Annotated in this window: 17 protein-coding genes; all 17 read right to left on the bottom strand. The window is 31.5% G+C overall.

All coding sequences use genetic code 11. The features are described 5' to 3' along the window. Positions 1-280 precede the first annotated feature (280 nt). Positions 281-622, bottom strand: a complete 342-nt coding sequence (locus HMPREF3247_RS13205) for a YpoC family protein (RefSeq protein ID WP_000182032.1) — start codon at positions 620-622, stop codon at positions 281-283. Positions 623-626: 4 nt separating this feature from the next. Then, positions 627-1,286, bottom strand: coding sequence for an endonuclease III (nth, locus tag HMPREF3247_RS13200; protein WP_000253772.1), 660 nt, complete (start codon positions 1,284-1,286; stop codon positions 627-629). After that, entirely contained in the window at positions 1,276-1,962 is a 687-nt protein-coding gene (locus HMPREF3247_RS13195; RefSeq protein ID WP_000362218.1) for a DnaD domain-containing protein, read from the bottom strand. Before HMPREF3247_RS13195 ends, nth begins: the two co-directional genes overlap by 11 nt. A gap of 327 nt (positions 1,963-2,289) precedes the next feature. Further along, a complete protein-coding gene (gene asnS, locus HMPREF3247_RS13190) occupies positions 2,290-3,582 on the bottom strand; it encodes an asparagine--tRNA ligase (protein ID WP_000858785.1) in 1,293 nt (430 codons plus the stop codon). Between the two features lie 321 nt (positions 3,583-3,903). Continuing rightward, on the bottom strand, positions 3,904-6,597 hold the full coding sequence (locus tag HMPREF3247_RS13185; RefSeq protein ID WP_000525081.1) for an ATP-dependent DNA helicase DinG: 2,694 nt from the start codon (positions 6,595-6,597) through the stop codon (positions 3,904-3,906). A gap of 23 nt (positions 6,598-6,620) precedes the next feature. Then, positions 6,621-7,592 carry a biotin--[acetyl-CoA-carboxylase] ligase gene (locus HMPREF3247_RS13180; RefSeq protein ID WP_000049918.1) on the bottom strand — a complete coding sequence of 324 codons (972 nt, stop codon included), beginning with the start codon at positions 7,590-7,592 and terminating at the stop codon, positions 6,621-6,623. Further along, the gene (locus HMPREF3247_RS13175) at positions 7,579-8,781 is read right to left on the bottom strand and encodes a CCA tRNA nucleotidyltransferase (RefSeq protein WP_001566636.1); all 1,203 of its coding nucleotides are present in this window, start codon (positions 8,779-8,781) and stop codon (positions 7,579-7,581) included. Before HMPREF3247_RS13175 ends, HMPREF3247_RS13180 begins: the two co-directional genes overlap by 14 nt. Before the next feature lie 4 nt (positions 8,782-8,785). After that, the gene (gene bshA, locus HMPREF3247_RS13170) at positions 8,786-9,928 is read right to left on the bottom strand and encodes an N-acetyl-alpha-D-glucosaminyl L-malate synthase BshA (RefSeq protein ID WP_000690027.1); all 1,143 of its coding nucleotides are present in this window, start codon (positions 9,926-9,928) and stop codon (positions 8,786-8,788) included. A 243-nt stretch (positions 9,929-10,171) separates the two neighbouring features. Further along, positions 10,172-10,489, bottom strand: a complete 318-nt coding sequence (locus tag HMPREF3247_RS13165; RefSeq protein WP_000839931.1) for a nucleotide pyrophosphohydrolase — start codon at positions 10,487-10,489, stop codon at positions 10,172-10,174. 335 nt (positions 10,490-10,824) lie between these two features. After that, positions 10,825-11,505: a zinc metallopeptidase gene (locus tag HMPREF3247_RS13160; RefSeq protein WP_031774998.1), complete on the bottom strand. Its 681-nt coding sequence runs from the start codon at positions 11,503-11,505 to the stop codon at positions 10,825-10,827. A 71-nt stretch (positions 11,506-11,576) separates the two neighbouring features. Continuing rightward, the gene (locus HMPREF3247_RS13155) at positions 11,577-12,164 is read right to left on the bottom strand and encodes a DUF1405 domain-containing protein (RefSeq protein ID WP_000154680.1); all 588 of its coding nucleotides are present in this window, start codon (positions 12,162-12,164) and stop codon (positions 11,577-11,579) included. Continuing rightward, positions 12,154-12,729 (bottom strand): YpiB family protein, encoded by a 576-nt coding sequence (locus HMPREF3247_RS13150; RefSeq protein ID WP_000005212.1) that lies wholly within the window; start codon positions 12,727-12,729, stop codon positions 12,154-12,156. Before HMPREF3247_RS13150 ends, HMPREF3247_RS13155 begins: the two co-directional genes overlap by 11 nt. A gap of 13 nt (positions 12,730-12,742) precedes the next feature. Next, the gene (locus tag HMPREF3247_RS13145; protein WP_000389534.1) at positions 12,743-13,987 is read right to left on the bottom strand and encodes a tetratricopeptide repeat protein; all 1,245 of its coding nucleotides are present in this window, start codon (positions 13,985-13,987) and stop codon (positions 12,743-12,745) included. 6 nt (positions 13,988-13,993) lie between these two features. After that, positions 13,994-15,292 carry a 3-phosphoshikimate 1-carboxyvinyltransferase gene (gene aroA, locus HMPREF3247_RS13140; RefSeq protein ID WP_000245899.1) on the bottom strand — a complete coding sequence of 433 codons (1,299 nt, stop codon included), beginning with the start codon at positions 15,290-15,292 and terminating at the stop codon, positions 13,994-13,996. A 9-nt stretch (positions 15,293-15,301) separates the two neighbouring features. Then, positions 15,302-16,366: a 3-dehydroquinate synthase gene (gene aroB, locus HMPREF3247_RS13135; RefSeq protein WP_000776342.1), complete on the bottom strand. Its 1,065-nt coding sequence runs from the start codon at positions 16,364-16,366 to the stop codon at positions 15,302-15,304. Between the two features lie 25 nt (positions 16,367-16,391). Further along, entirely contained in the window at positions 16,392-17,558 is a 1,167-nt protein-coding gene (gene aroC / locus HMPREF3247_RS13130; protein WP_001269922.1) for a chorismate synthase, read from the bottom strand. Positions 17,559-17,944: 386 nt separating this feature from the next. After that, positions 17,945-18,145 carry a hypothetical protein gene (locus tag HMPREF3247_RS13125; protein WP_000789522.1) on the bottom strand — a complete coding sequence of 67 codons (201 nt, stop codon included), beginning with the start codon at positions 18,143-18,145 and terminating at the stop codon, positions 17,945-17,947. Positions 18,146-18,160 lie beyond the last annotated feature (15 nt).

The following is an 18,160-nucleotide window of genomic DNA, read 5'->3' as shown; positions in this document are numbered from 1 at the left end:
TTAGACGCTGTTTTAAATTTATATGTTTATCAATTCCCTGTGTACGTTAATCAGTGAAATATCAAGATGTTTGCAACATATTTTCACAATCATAAATATAAGAAATCCACCTACGATTCGAAATAGATATCTTAAAGCATACCTCAAGATATCCATTATGATGTAGATGGACAGTTTTTATATTAAGACGTTGTAATGACACGACACCTAACATAAATACAAATATGTGTGCATGAATTAGTTTTATATATTTTCAACATTAGGAAATGATCAATCTTGTCTATACCTGCTTATTCTTTAACCTTGTTTGATAACTAGCATTCATTTTAATCAATTCAGTTTTAAAGGTCTTCATTTGTCGATAGCCCATAAAATGATATTTACGTTCAATCATATAATCATATCTTTCTTTAAAATTCATTGGCACAACAGGATATTGATTTAAATTATCAAAATCAATATTGCCAGTTATCTCATTAACCTGCTTAAAATAATCAACAATTTTACTATAGTATTCATCCAAGTAGGGCTTTGCTTCACTAGAACCTAATGTCTTATTTTTGGCAAATACATCAATCTCTTGTTCTAAATTATCAAATACCTCTTTTGTAATATTTGTCATGTTATCACGCTTCTTTCAAACTAGCTTTATAACGTTTTTGTCCTTCTCTACAATCTTCTAATAGTGGACAAATATCGCATTTAGGTTTTCGGGCTAAACAGTGGTATCTTCCAAAGAAAATGAGTTGATGATGGCTCCTATTCCATCTATCTCTAGGTATGACAGAACATAAACGGTCTTCTACCTGTCTCACATTATCTTTCCAACGATTAATACCTAAGCGTTTAGAAACACGTTCTACATGCGTATCAACAGCTAATGAAGGTTCATCAAATGCTACACTCATGACTACATTAGCAGTTTTACGTCCTACACCTGCTAAACTTTCTAATTCCTTATGTGTTTGTGGTATTTCTCCATTAAATTGATCAATCAAAGATTGACAAAGTTTCTTAATATTCTTAGCTTTGTTACGATACAAACCGATAGAACGAATATCATTCATAAGTTCTTCATCACTGACTACCAAATAATCTTCAGGCGTTTTGTATTTTTTAAACAGCTCAGTTGTTACTCTATTTACTAGAACGTCTGTACATTGCGCTGACAATAATACAGCAATAGTTAATTCGAACGGATTATCATGTTTTAATTCACATTCTGCATCCGGAAACATATTTGCTATAACATCAATCATTTCTAATGCTTTTTTCTTACTTACCATCAAGGTTCTCCCCGTTTAACCAATCAAATTTAGGTACCGTTTTAACTGTGTGCGTCATTTTCGGTTTATTAAATTTTTCTCTTATTTTTCTAGAATCGTCAATTGTTTTGACATTGTTTTTCTTCCAATTAAGTAAAATACGATCCATATATTTAAAGCTAAGTTTATTCAAACTATTCGCCTCGTCTAATGCCGCTTGTATAATTGCACTATCGTGTTTATCAACATCAATCCATTGATTTAACGTTTCTATTTCATATGGAGATAACGGCCTTGCAAATGTATCCTCTAAAACTCTAAATAATTGTTTAAATTTTTCTTTACTATTTTGCTCTTTCGTTTCCATACTTTGTTGCTTCAATATATGACTTAATTTTTCGAAAAAAGGATCTAGATTCATATATTCGGTAAATCTACCTTCTTCATCTTTTTGAACTTGTAATTCTAGCAATTCACGTTGTATCAAATTTTGAATAACCATTGTAATATCGCGTGGTTGCATAGTTGAGCCCTTCTGAAGTAATTCAATTGAAGGCTGTTTATTTGATGTTTCGGAAGCATAAATCAATTTAAGCAAAATGACTAAATCTTGCTCATCTAAACCTAAGTCACTGTAATGGTCTAATAATTCTCTTCGTATCACTACAGGTCTTGCTTTTAATTGATATTTATCCATGTTCGTGCCCCCTTTTAAATTTAACCATTACTTAATAGTATAAATCATTTTCTTTAATTTTCGACTAAAATGCTTAATATATTTAACTAGTAGCAAACAAATTTTAAATAACAGTATTTTTTAAAACTAGATTTTAACAATGAACTTTATGGATAATCAGATGAACTATTTATTTTCCAAATATAGTTACTAAACAAAAGTTTGTTCATGATTAATATAAGCCGTTATCAATCTTCATTTTCCAAGCATAAATCGCCCAGCTATTAATATAGGCTGGACGATTCTTTTTATTATCATAATATAAATTTTAAGTAACGACCCTAAAACTTATGGATATAAACGGTTTAATAATCTTGGGAATGGCGCAGTTTCACGAACGTGTTCAACACCAGAAATCCATGCTACTGTACGTTCTAAACCTAAACCAAATCCACAGTGTGGCACACTACCATAACGACGTAAGTCTAAGTAGTAACTATATGCTTCTTCGTCTAATCCATGTTCTTTAACGCGTTTTTCTAACAATTCTAAGTCATCCACACGTTCAGATCCACCAATAATTTCACCGTATCCTTCAGGTGCAATTAAGTCTGCACATAATACAGTTTCTTCATTCTCAGGATTTGGTTGCATATAGAAAGGCTTAATTTTAGTTGGATAATTAGTAATAAACACCGGTAAATCATAATGATTAGCAATGGCTGTTTCATGTGGCGCACCAAAATCTTCGCCCCATTCAATATCATCAAAGCCTTCTGCTTTTAAGAATTCAATTGCATCATCATATGAAATTCTAGGGAATGGTGTCGCAACTTTTTCAAGTTTTGATGTATCACGCTCTAAAATTTTCAACTCTAGTTTACAATTTTCTAAAACTGATTTTACAACATGTGTTACATATTGTTCTTGAATTTCTATACTTTCAGCATGATTTGTGAAAGCCATTTCCCCTTCAATCATCCAGAACTCGATCAAGTGTCTACGTGTTTTTGATTTTTCAGCTCTGAAAGTTGGACCAAATGAAAATACTTTTCCGTGTGCCATTGCTGCAGCTTCTAAGTATAACTGACCACTTTGAGATAAAAACGCATCTTGATCAAAGTATTTAGTATGGAATAATTCACTTGTACCTTCTGGCGCACTTGCTGTCAAAATTGGTGGATCAACCTTTGTAAATCCATCTTTGTTGAAAAATTCATACGTTGCACGAATAACTTCATTTCTAATTTTCATTACAGCATGTTGTTTTTTAGAACGTAACCATAAATGACGGTGATCCATTAAGAATTCTGTACCATGATTTTTAGGTGTAATCGGATAGTCATGCGCTTCTGAAATAACTTCAATTGATTTCACTTGCATTTCGTATCCTAAGTCAGAACGATTATCTTCTGTAATTGTGCCTGTAACGTATAGAGATGATTCTTGAGTAATTTCTTTCGCAAGTTTGAATACCTCTTCATCAACTTCTGATTTAACTACTACGCCTTGCATAAAGCCTGTTCCATCACGTAATTGTAAAAAGGCGATTTTACCACTTGAACGTTTATTTGTTAACCAAGCACCAATTGTAACGTCTTGGTTTAAATGATCTTTCGCTTGTTTAATCGTTGTTTTCATAACCATTCTCCTATTTATTTTTTCGTTATACAATACTCATTCATTTTAACAAAATCCGCTTTCAAGTTCTAGAACTAGACTAAAAGATAACGTGTAAATGGTAATGATTTACGCACAGATTTGAACATTAATTTATATTAAGACAATACAATCATCAGTTTCAGACAAAATATATAATAAAGCCTCAATATTATTAGTATGAAGGTCGTTTTTTGTGCTAACATTCAAGTTTAATTATAAAACTCAAATTTTGACGACCAAACAAAAATTCTTGTAACAGAACATAGCACATGTCATGTCACAAGAATTTTACTTTGTATTTCACTTTTTCTTTTTTTGAATTTGTCTTAATAATTTTCCAAACTGTTGAATGTCGCCTTTTTTCTGACGATAATTTTCAAGTGTTTGTTCAAAAAAGTTTTTATAATTACTGTTTATAAGTCGATCATCAAATGAAACTATTATGCCGCGATCATTTTCACTTCTAATTAATCTTCCAAGTCCTTGTCTAAAACGTGTAACTGCATCAGGTAATACATATTCCTTGAAAGTTGAAGTGAATTCAGAATCCATAAGCCAATATTTTGCATTATGCTTGTTCATAAACGGTAACTTCGCTATCATCACACATTTAATACCATTTGCTTGAAAATCAAAACCTTCAAAAAATGTTGACGTACCAAGCAGTATGGCCTTATCAAAATTATTAAACTGTTGTACTATTTTATAATTTTGGTTCTGCTGTTGTGTTAATACAACATAATCTTCAAATTCTGGCAATTCATTTAGCATATCTTGTACCATATGCATCATTTTATAACTCGTAAATAAGACTAAACATTTTGATGACGTTATAGTCGTATATTCAATAATATAGCTTACAATCGATGCTACATACTCATCTATATTTTTATATTGATAAGATGCTACATCACTCGGTATAAATACACTTGTATTTTTTGCACTTTGTAACGACGTGTTAACTTCAAATGTATTAAAGTGAACATCTTTGTTGAATAACTGTTTAAAAGCTTCAAACGAATGATTAAATTTTAAAGTACCAGATATAAAAATGAGTGATTTAAATTTTTCCAATACTTGTTTCGTTAATACATCTTTTACAGCGTAATCTTTCACATATAAACGTATTGTTGATTTTTGAGATAAATTTTTAATCGAAATGAAACTAGTATGTCCAGCTTTTAAACTTTGTTCGATATTTTTAAATTTATCTTTTAAATACAACAACTGTTTCCGTAATGATTTAACTGTTTTATGACTAATGCCATTGAATATTTCTAGCGTTTTATTTAACTTATCGATAATCGCATGTAAATCCTTCAAAATGTCTTTTGTTTCAAAAGTAAATACATTATGGAAGCGATGAATATCATCATCATAAACATCAGAATCATTGATAATCGTAAATATCGTTGAGAACAATTGCTCATTTAACTCATGAATCTCATTCATACTAGCCTTCAAGCCAAAAATATCAATTGGTGCAATATCTAATTTTTCCAAAATTCGCTGCTTTTCCAGTTGATCAATTGCCTTTAACAATTTTTCATTTTCGTTTTTACCAATCAAACCAAGCTGATATTTAATATCAGCATAACTCAACTCATTTGTCACTTGATTTAAGGCATAGTCTGGTAAGCGATGTGCTTCATCCACTATACAATCATCAAACAATTGATATATTGAATTTTCAACATCAGAATGAATTAAATGTGCATGATTTGTAATACCAATTTGAATGTTCTGTGCATTTCGCTTAATAAAATTATAATAATGAACATCGTGACGTGCCGGTACATATGTTTCAATTTTCTGGTCAAAATACATCTTTTGACCACCTTTTAAATTTAATTCCTGTATATCTCCGGACGGCGTCTCTGTAATCCAAATCAGCAATTGCATTTTCAAGATATTCACTTCGTAATTACTTGTGTCATCTTTTAAAATTTGACTAATAAGCCCCAATGAAATGTAATCACTTTTACTTTTAATCAATAGTGCATTAATTTTAAAATTTAACGCTTCATTCATTGCTGGAATATCTTTTTCTAACAATTGACTTTGCAGTAATTTGGTATTGGTAGAAATCATAACATGCTTTCCAGTTTCAATATTATACATCAAGGCCGCAAGTAAATATGCTAATGATTTACCACTGCCTAGTGATGCTTCAATCATTGCTTTTTCACTATGCATGAGCTGATCTAATATAGTTTCCGCTAAATATAATTGCTGCGGTCGATATGTTAAGCCAAGTTGATCTACAGCTTTGCTATATAAAGACTTCAAGCTGCCATTATAATTTGTTGTCGGCTTTTTAAAATCAACTTGCTTACGATAGATAATCTGTTCGAACTTTTCGTACGATTTATCCAATGGCTTTGCATCATATTGCCTAACCATCTCAAAGAAAATATCATATAAATCGTATTTTAACTGTTTACTTAAATAATATAATTGCTTTAAAGTATCTAACGGTAACTTTTCAAATTTTTCAAATGCTAATATCATCAATTTAGCAGTAGTAGCGGCATCTTCGTCAGCTCGATGGGCATTTGCTAAGGTAATACCATGTGCCTCTGCTAATTCACTTAATTGATAGCTTTTATCTGTAGGAAAAGCTATTTTAAAGATTTCTAGTGTATCTATAACTTTTTTGGGACGATATTGAATATTACAATCTTTAAATGCCTTTTTAATAAAATTCAAATCAAAATCTACATTATGAGCGACAAAAATGCAATCTTTTATCTTATCGTAGATTTCTTGTGCAACTTGATTAAAATATGGCGCTTGTTGTAGCATATTTTCTTCAATGGATGTTAACGCTTGAATGAACGGCGGAATCTCTAAATTTGTTCTAATCATAGAATGATATGTATCAATAATTTGGTTATTGCGCACAAACGTTATACCAATTTGAATGATATCGTCAAAATCTAATTGGTTGCCTGTTGTTTCCAAATCCACAACGGCATAGGTTGCCATACCCATAGCTATCTCTCCTTGCTTTAGTGTTAAAAATCTATATCTGCACTAATTAAACGGTGTGATTCACCCGCTTCATCTCTAACAATTAGATAGCCATCGTAATCTAAATCAATTGCTTGTCCTTTAAACTGTTTATCATTTTCTGTAAATAGCAACGTTCTATTCCAAATATTAGAAGCTGCAATATATTCTTCACGAATTTCAGAAAAAGGTAACGTTAAAAATTGATTATATCTTTTTTCAATTTCTTGAAGTAATATCTCTAAAAATTGATATCTATCTAATTTATTTTTATCATGTAATTGTATACTTGTTGCTCTATGTCTAATACTTTCATCAAAGTTTTCTAGTTGTTGCGTCAAATTAATACCTATACCACATATTATTGCTTCTATACCATCATTATTAGCAACCATTTCAGTTAAGAAACCACACACTTTACCATTATCAATATATATATCATTCGGCCATTTCACTTTGACTTCATCTTGACTAAAATGTTGAATCGCATCTCTTATCCCTAATGCAATAAATAAATTAAATTTAGATATCATTGAGAATGCAACGTTAGGTCTTAACACGACAGACATCCAAAGTCCTTGCCCTTTTGAAGAACTCCAATGTCTATTAAATCGCCCACGACCTTTCGTTTGTTCATCACTCAAGATAAAAAATGAAGATTGATTTCCAACAAGTGACTTTTTCGCAGCAAGTTGTGTAGAATCTATTGAATCGTATACTTCACTAAAATCAAACAAAGCAGAACTTTTTGTATATTGGTCTATTATACCCTGATACCAAATATCTGGGAGTTGTTGTAATAAATGCCCTTTATGATTTACTGAATCAATTTTACATCCCTCTAACTTTAATTGGTCAATCACCTTTTTTACTGCAGTGCGTGAAATATTAAGTGATTCCGCAATGCTTTGTCCAGATATATAATTCGGTTTATTTTTATAGAGTAATTGAAGTACATCTTGACTATATTTTGACATGATTATCCACCCATTTCAAAATTTCAGTTTCTTCGTTGCTTACTTTACCTGTTACAATCGCTATCTCAATTTGTCTTAGCACATCTTTTAACCACGGACCACTTTTGGCATTTAAATGTGCCATAAGTACACCACCATTAACCATCATGTCTTTTCTATTATGCATAGGTAAACGATGTAATGTTTCATTAATCGTTTGAAGGTTAACGATTAATGGTTCATGTCCTTGAATATCATTTGCCTTTAACACGTCTGCTGCAACCATTACATTTTTAATGAGATTCGTATCATAATCATAAACAAACATTTTTAATTGTTCTTTTGTAATAATACTTGGTAATGCATTCATAATTTGAATATATTGATTGATATCTTTTACTTGTCGGTTACTTAGCTTTAAAGGCTTCAATGAGTAATTAATATCAAATTTAACTGATACTATAGCAATCAACAATTCTAAATCAATTGCTTCAGTTACATTAATTTGATTCATATCAAGATGTTCGAAATATGGCATATAATTAAATGCTTTCAGCGATTTTAAATGATTAAAACTCTTTTCAACATTAATACCTCGCATTAATTTAGTTAGTTCAATCACTATACGCTCAATTGATAAAAATTTAATATCTGCCATTTGTGTACGCATCGCTTCGAATGTTTCCGTTGCAATATCAAATGATAATTGTGACTGGAATCTTAAACATCGAATCATACGTAAAGCGTCTTCTTGGAATCGTTCCTCAGCTATACCTACAGTTCTTATTATTCGATTATTAATATCTTGTTGACCATCAAAATAATCATACAATTTGTATGCTGTATCCATTGCTATCGCATTCATAGTGAAATCTCTTCGTTGCAAATCTTCGTATAAATCACGAACAAATGTAACACCACTTGGTCTACGGTGATCGACATAATCTTCTTCAGCCCGGAATGTTGTCACTTCATAATTTTCATCATTAAAAACTACATTTATAGTGCCATGTTCTTTACCTACAGGTATCGTATGACTAAAGATAGATTCTATTTCATCTGGCGTTGCACTTGTTGTGATATCTATATCATGAATATTTCTTCCCATGATATAATCTCTGACAGAGCCACCTACATAATATGCTTCAAAACCAGTGTCTTGAATTTGTTCTAATATAGGCCTTGCCTGTTCAAATAATGATTTATCCATATTATTACTCGCCTTTACTTTTGTTATGCTCATTTAGCATTTTTTGATAATAATACTCATATTGATCTGTAATGAGTTCTGATCCAAAACGTTCAGCAATATCTGCTAGCATGTTTTTCTGAAGTTTGTTGTATAACACCTTATCTTCAAGTAATCGGATAGCATAGTCACTCGCTGAATCACAATCACCCACATCTACGACAAATCCAGTTTCACCATGTTTAATAACCTCTTTAATTCCACCGGCATTTGAACCAATTGGAACGACGCCTGTTTTCATAGCCTCAAGTAAAGTTAGTCCAAAGCTTTCTTTTTCACTTAATAATAATACTAAGTCAGATAATTGGTAAAATTCACTTACGCAATCTTGTTTCCCTAAAAATAAAACATCCTCTTCTACGTTTAACTCTTTCGTCAATTGACGCATTGGCACTAATTCAGGACCATCTCCAAGTAAAATTAATTTACTAGGTATCTTTTCACGTACTTTTGCAAATGTTTCTATAATAGTATCTATGCGTTTTACTTGTCTAAAATTCGATACATGTATTAACACTTTTTCATCTGGTGCTATACCAAATTGTGATTTTAATGCTGTGTTATGTTTAGTTGGAAACTCATTTTCACGTACAAAATTATAAATCGGTATAATTTCTTTGTTAGTTTCAATAATTTCATGTGTTTCTTGTGCTAAAGATTTACTCACACTTGTCACAATATCACTTTTTTCAATGCCAAATTTAATTGCACCTTGGAGTGAATGATCATAGCCCAAAACAGTAATATCAGTACCGTGTAGCGTTGTCATAATTTTTATATCTTTACCTGACATCTCACGAGCTAAAATCCCACAAATTGCATGAGGTACAGCATAGTGCATATGCAACAAATCAAGATCATATTCTTTAATAACTTCAGCGATTTTAGTACTTAACGTAATATCATACGGTGGATACTGAAATACTGCATATTGATTCACTTCAACTTGATGAAAAATCATATTCGGTAATGGTTTTCTTATTCTAAACGGGATATTTGAAGTGATAAAATGTACTTCGTGACCTCGCTCTGCTAATTTAATTCCTAATTCTGTGGCAATAATTCCAGAACCACCCATGGACGGGTAACATGTTATACCTATCTTCATTCGCTTGCCCATCCTTTCTTTCTATTTCTCTTTCTATTATTCTCGATGCGTAGATAATTGTTTAAATTTAAGTTTATAGTAATGTTGAGTTTATAATTTCAAATATCTAAAAAACAGGTGTCGTATATATAATCATTTATCTAGTTATATTTACTTTAAAAATAATATAATTTCATGCGATGCAATTCATTGGTCTATGTTTTTAATCTTAATCAAATCCAAATAAAGCATATATTTTTATATTCACTTTCTTTCGAATCGATTTTTATCTCTTGTATTAAACTTTTCCATTGTTTCATTAAAGCTCTCTGTCATATCTATTCCCATTGAATTCGCTAAACATAACAACACAAATAAATTATCACCTAATTCTGCTTTAATCGTATTTGCTTCCTCTGAATCTTTCTTCTTTTTTTCACCATAGGTATGATTTATTTCACGTGCAAGTTCGCCCACTTCTTCAGTCAATCTAGCTAAGTTAGCTAATGGTGAAAAATATCCTGTTTTAAATTGTCCAATATATTTATCAACTTCACGTTGCATTTCTACCATTGATTTCATTTCTACGTTCTCCTTATATTGCATTTCTAATATAGTATATATCAATTTGAAGTCTCATGCATGTTTAGTGCAATCTACTGACTCTAGCTAAACTAGATGACAAGTTGTTTATTTTAGTAGTTTAATAATTCAGTTTATATAAATGTAATGCATTCCTAACTAAATTAAATCAATTGAAAATGGGATTATAACTTTATGATACGTACTACTACAATAAAATAATATAGTGAATAATCTACCATTAGAAAAATAAGCACAAAAAAACTAGCAACCACACAAAATGTGATTAGCTAGTTAATAAGTGTCTAATTTAAGTTAATTGTTAATCTATAAGATTAATCACTTGAACGCGCAAGCAAAATGATACGTACAAGCTCTGCTACAGCGACAGCAGTTGCTGCAACATAAGTCATTGCTGCTGCAGATAATACTTTACGCGCATGCTTGTATTCTTTTTCATTTACAATGTTCAATGCCGTAATTTGTTTCATCGCTCTTGAACTCGCATCAAACTCAACTGGTAACGTAACAATTGAGAATAATACCGCTAATGACATTAAACCAGCACCAATCCATAAAGCAGTTGAACCAAATGCACTACCTATCGCTGTTAAGATAATACCTAACATGATGATCATATAACTTAATGAACTCCCTAGGTTTGCAACAGGTACTAATGCTGCTCTGAATCTTAAGAACCAATATCCTTGGTGATCTTGAATGGCATGACCAACTTCGTGGGCTGCAATTGCAGTTCCAGCAACTGATGGTCTGTCATAGTTTGCAGGAGATAGTGAAACAACTTTCTTTTTAGGATCGTAATGATCTGTTAAGAATCCTTCACCTTTAACAACTTCGACATCATAAATACCGTTTGCATGTAAAATTTCTAATGCAACTTCACGACCCGTTTTACCACTAGTTGATCTAACTTGTGAATATTTCTCATAGTTAGATTTAACTTTGTGTTGTGCCCATAAAGGAAGCACCATTAATATTACGAAATAAATTATCATAGTAAAAATTGAAGACAATAAACTCACTCTCCTTTATAAATATTTTACTGTCATTTGCCGTTTTTATCAAATCATTTACACTTTAATAATTTGTTTAATTCAATATAAAGCAAAAGTCCAAAAACACTCAGACAACATGATAATACACCAATTTGCCACACATGTGTAGTTATAAAATCATAATATGGAAATTGAAGGTGAAAATAGTCAATATAATCATTCAAAAATACCCAAGTCATCGCTACACTGATTCCAATCATAGAACGTTTAAACCTAGGATAGAAGTAAATTGCCTGAACGGCCATTATACTGTGGGAAAACATTAATATCAGGCCATTTACTGTAATATCACCTTGTTCAATAATAAATAATATATTCATAATAACTGCCCAAATCCCATATTTGAATAATGTTACAAATGCCAGTGCATCGATAATACTATTTTGTTTTTGGATTAATATCATTGAGATAGAAATAACTAAGAATAATATTGCAGTTGGGCTATCTGGAACAAAAATCTTAAAATGCCACGGCGTATGACTTAATTGTTCACCATACCATATATAACCATAAATCATCCCTAATATATTACAAATGAGTAGCATCATTAACCAAGAACGTTGATAAAGTGTATATTGCCAAAATGTATTAATCGTCATCTGCTAAGTCCTCAAATTGATTATGTTTATTTACTAGCTTGAGTGTATTTAAAATTTGCGTTAGTTGATAAAAACGTTGCTTTTCATTCATCTGTAAACTTAAATCAATATTGTGTAACAAGTAATCTATTAATAACGCATGTTTATGCCGATCTATAGCCATACTATTTAAGTCATGAAGATAAGTTTGATAACTGGGCGATTCCGTTAGTTGAGCAACTATTAAATCATCTAGCCTTTGCTCACGCTTTGACACGTTTGCGAAGTGAATTTGAATATCAAAAGCACAGTTATGATTAGCGATATAATCAAATATTTCATTTGTATTCATTAACTTTATATTACGCTTAGTAAATTGAATTGCAGAAGCGTGACTTCCCACTTCTGCAATTTCTAATGTTTCATGATGATTAATTTTTGTATCTACAAAATGAATGTTTGCCAATTTCGCCTCATTCACTTTTATATAGTTAAGCACCCAAACTGCAATACGCGACTTAAATCGATATTGAAAAAGTAAATATTCAATAAAACTTTCTTTAATTTGATTGAGTGTCTCTGACATCAAATACCCCATTTTAAGATTGCAATCTTGATAATTCGTCATGCCAATTTTCGTTACTTGGCTCTAGTTCCAACAATTGATTTAAAATAGTAATTGCTTGTTCCTTTTGACCAATTTCAATTAAATAGAAATAATAATCACTCATAAAATCAATATTTGTTTTCATCGTTGGATATGCTAATTCAAAGAAATGTTGAGCTTCTTTATCTCGCTCTTCTTGACCATAGGCGAACGCTAAATGCCACATGAATGTAGGATCCAAATCTTCTTCATCTACATATGTTAATAATTCAATGATTGCTTCATAATCTTCTTCATTACGATATAAATCGCTTAAAATCAATAAAGGTTCTTGGTAAGCATTATCAACCTCTAATGCTTGTTTTAACAATAATACACCTTCATTAGCATCGCCGTGTTCTATTTCCAAACATCCAGTTGTATACATTAACTCTTTATAAAATTGACTTAGTCGTAATCCTTCTTTACCCGTCTCAATGGCATCTGGATAATTTTTTTCATTTTCATATAATGATTGTAAATACAAGTAGCCTTGAATATAATCAGGATCTTTAGAAAGTAATGTAGTCATTATTTTAATTGCTTCTTGAGTGATGTCATTTTTATCGTAAGAAATGGCTTTTTTGAGATAATCTTCTGAAGTCATTTCATCTTCATTAATTTCATCGTATAAGCGAATCGCATCACTATAGTTACCACTTTGTAAACTACAATCTGCCATACGAGAGAATAAGTTTACACCATTAACTTGATATTCACCAGTTTCTAAAACGGTTTCGTATTCAGAGGTAGCACGTAAATATTGACCATCATAATATAACATTTCAGCCAATGCAAAATGGATTATTGGATCATTTGGCTCTAGTTCAAGTGCTTCTTGTAATTTATCAATAGCAACTTCCATCATATTAATTTGTTGATATAAATCTGCTTCTAACATCAACTTTTCAGGTGATGGTTCAACATAACTTAAATATTCTAACGCTTCGTCAGTTTGATTTTCAGACATTAAACCTTCAATAAAATAAATCAGCAATTCACTTTCGTCTGGATATTTTTGATATAACACGCGGAATACTTCCAAACCTTGTGGCATTAATCCAAAATTGTAAAGTGTCTCTCCTAGAATAAATAATGCGTCATCGTTGTCAGTAGTTATTGCTTCATTAACACGAGAGTCTAAATTTTCTAGTTTTTGTAGATTGATATCGTCTATTAATTTATAGATATCTTCCATTTTATATTATCCCTCATTTTCTAAAAGCTTTAGTTTTGGTAAAAATCCTGGAAATGATACATTTACAGCATCAAATTGTTTGATTTTGACAGGCTCGCTTGAAAGTAGAGAAGCAACTGCAAGCATCATTCCTATTCGATGATCAGTTAAACTATCAACTGTTGCATTTGTTTTAAATTCTGACGGATGAATAATCAATCCATCATTAGTTGGTTGTAATTCAAACCCTAACAAGTTTAACATATCAGCCGTTGTATCAATTCTATTTGTTTCTTTTACTTTTAATTCCTCGGCATCTTTAATTGTACTCGTGCCAACTGCTTGTGTACAAAGTAATGCTATTACAGGCAGTTCATCAATTGCTTTTGGCACTAATTCTCCTTCGATTGTTATTGGTTGAAGCATTGGTGTGTATTGAATACGAATAGAAGCAGTAGGTTCAGCACCAGTTGTTTGATTGAAAAGTTGGATATTACCGCCCATTTTTTCAACAATATCAATAATACCTGAACGTGTTGGATTGATTCCAATATTATGAATCGTTACATCACTTCCTGGTGTGATAAGTGCTGCAACAATAAAGAACGCTGCAGATGAAATATCGCCAGGAACATGAAAATCTGCAGGTTTAATATGTTGAATGGCATCAGGGGTTGTAGTTATTGATAACCCTTCTGCTTCAATTGGAATATTAAAATGTTTGAACATCGTCTCAGTATGATTTCGACTTACATCTAATTCTTTAATGATGGTCGGTTCCTTAGAAAACAAACTTGCAAATAAAATGGCACTTTTTACTTGTGCACTTGCAACTTCCATTTGATAATTTATACCTTTTATGACAGATGGCTTAATAATTAATGGTGTATAATTATCTTCAATACCTTCAATATTCGCATCCATAAGTTTCAATGGTCTCAAGACACGATCCATTGGCCTTTTACCAATTGAAACATCGCCAGACAAAACACTTTCAATACCTAAACCACTTAACAAACCTGCCAATAATCGTGTTGTCGTACCAGAATTACCTGTATACAATACTTGATGTGGCGTGTTAAAAGATTGATATCCTGGGGAAGTCACAACTAATTTTTCATCATCTTCTTTGATTTCTACACCTAACAGTCGGAAAATGTCCATCGTACGACGACAATCTTCGCCAAGTAGTGGCTTATATATAGTAGATACACCTTCAGCTAGCGACGCCAACATGATTGCACGGTGTGTCATTGACTTATCGCCCGGCACTTCTATTTCGCCCTTTAACGGACCTGAAATATCAATGATTTGTTCATTTACCATTTCATTCACCTACTTAAAATATGTTTTTAATTGTTCACATGCATGTTGTAATGTTAGTTGATCAACATGTTGTACAACGATATCACCAAATTGTCTAATCAAGACCATTTGTACACCTTGCTTATCATTCTTTTTATCACTTAGCATATATTCGTATAACGTTTCAAAATCCAAGTCAGTTATCATGTCTAAAGGATAACCGAGTTGTATTAAATATTGAATATAATGATTAATATCATGCTTAGAATCAAACAAAGCATTCGCAACTATAAATTGATAGATAATGCCAACCATCACTGCATGACCATGAGGTATTTTATGATAGTATTCAACAGCATGCCCAAATGTATGACCTAAATTTAAAAATTTACGTACACCTTGTTCTTTTTCATCTGCAACAACAATATCCAACTTCGTTTCAATACCTTTAGCAATATATTTATCCATACCATTTAATGATTGTAATGACGCTCGATCTTTAAAATGTTGCTCGATGTCATGTGTAGCAGATTTACCATTTAATAAGGCATGCTTATAAACTTCTGCATAGCCACTTAATATTTGCTCAAATGGTAACGTCTTTAAAAAGTCTAAATCATAAATCACAGCAGTTGGACGATAAAATGCACCGATAAGGTTTTTACCTTGTTTTGAGTTAATACCCACTTTACCGCCAACACTAGAATCATGCGCCAAAATCGTTGTAGGAACTTGTATAAAATGGACACCTCTTAATAGTGTTGCTGCTACAAATCCTGCAAAATCTCCTGTCGCACCACCACCAACAGCTATAATCGCTGTATTACGCGTTACATGATGTGACAAAATGTATTCTAATGTTTCTTGATATTGCTCAAATGTTTTCGTCTTTTCACCAGCTGGAATAATGACTTTATGCACATTTTCATATGATAAAATATCATCAAATTTATCAGCAAAATATTGATTTACATGCTCGTCAATTAATATAAAACTTTGATCAAACTGATCAATATACGTGCTAATATGGTCAATTGCACCATGTTCAACAAATATTGAATAATTGTTTGAAGGATAGGTTGTTTGTAATTTCATGATCACACCTCAATTGTTCTCGTTGTTAAAACTCAACATTTAATTGTCTGCGGTCAGCAATTTGTTGTTGAAGTTGTTCAATATGGTTTGATTGAAACTCTTCAAGTAATGCTTTCGCTATTTCAAATGCAACAACGTGTTCACACACTATACTTGCTGCAGGTACAGCACAACTATCAGAACGTTCAATTGTTGCCTTAAAGTCTTCTTTAGTATTTATATCAACTGAATTTAATGGTTTATATAACGTAGGAATAGGTTTCATTACACCATTTACAATAATTGGCATACCATTTGACATACCACCCTCTAAACCACCTAAATGATTAGATCCACGATAATAACCAATTTCACTATTATATAGAATTTCATCTTGAATCTCACTACCTGGCTTTTCAGCTGCTTTAAATCCTTCACCAAAGCTTACACCTTTAAATGCATTAATACTAACGACACCCTGTGCTATTCTTCCATCTAATTTACGATCATAATGTACATAACTACCTACACCAACAGGCATATTTTCAACTACAACTTGAACGACACCGCCAATTGAATCTCCTTCATTTTTAGCTTCGTCAATTTTATCTCGCATTGCTTGTGCGATACTGTCATCAATTACACGAACATCATTACGATCAAGATTTGCTTTAAATGTTTCTGAATCATAAAAATCTTTATCTTTAATGCCACCTATTTCAACAACACGACTGTATATATCGATATCTAACTGTTGTAATAACACTTTACATAAGGCACCGACTGCAACTCGAGCTGCTGTTTCTCTAGCAGATGATCGCTCTAGCACATTTCGTAAATCACGATGATTATATTTCATACCTCCAACCAAATCTGCATGACCAGGTCTTGGTTTTGTAATAGTACGTTTCATATTTTCACGTTCTTCTTCACTTATTGGAGCTGCTCCCATAATTTTTCTCCAATGCGTAAAGTCATCATTGGTTACAACCATAGTAATTGGACTACCTAATGTATAACCATTTCTAACGCCTGATACTATTTCTACTGTATCTTTCTCAATTTGCATGCGTCGGCCACGACCATAACCCCCTTGACGCTTGAACATTTCTTTATTAATATCTTCAACTTTAATTTCTAAATTTGCTGGTATACCTTCGACAATAACTGTTAATTGAGGTCCATGTGATTCTCCTGAAGTTAGATATCTCATACACACTCGCTCCTTTCATACTTCCGCAATAACATTATAATATGTTGTTAATCTTATCATATTCATTGTGCATTCATAAATGTTTGTTTTCAAGCTCAATTAAGAAAATGGATGACATCTCATTTTAAATGTCAGAATTATCTTAATATTAAACGAACTAAAATTAATTATAATATATTCGTCTGTAGAAAAGTATCATGAATTTCTAAACAGTTGCATCATATAATCATTAATTAAAAATGATTAGCCGTTTTAATATAATCGTATCGCAACTTTAGCAAATAATATACTGACTACATTTCTTAATACAAAAGAACGAACTGTTAATTATTAATAAAGTTAATCAGTCCGTTTAAAAAAATTATGATATTAAAAATATACATATGTTAAGCGCTTTTGTTATACTTTGACTTCAAAAATATAATCAATTCTTTTACTAATACATAAAAAATATAAATGAGAGTCAGTATAAAAATAATTTTTGTTATAGGATTAAGTGGTTTATCTAAAAATATAGCACCATATAGTAATTCCATTAATTTTAAGAACATTAAAATCCCCAAAATAATCGAAATAATATTCTTCATTTTAACAACCCCTTC

Source organism: Staphylococcus sp. HMSC36A10 (genome assembly GCF_001838845.1).
Taxonomy (GTDB): Bacteria; Bacillota; Bacilli; order Staphylococcales; family Staphylococcaceae; genus Staphylococcus; species Staphylococcus aureus.
The sequence above is the reverse complement of the archived record's forward strand: the minus strand, read 5'-3'. Positions and strand labels throughout refer to the sequence as shown.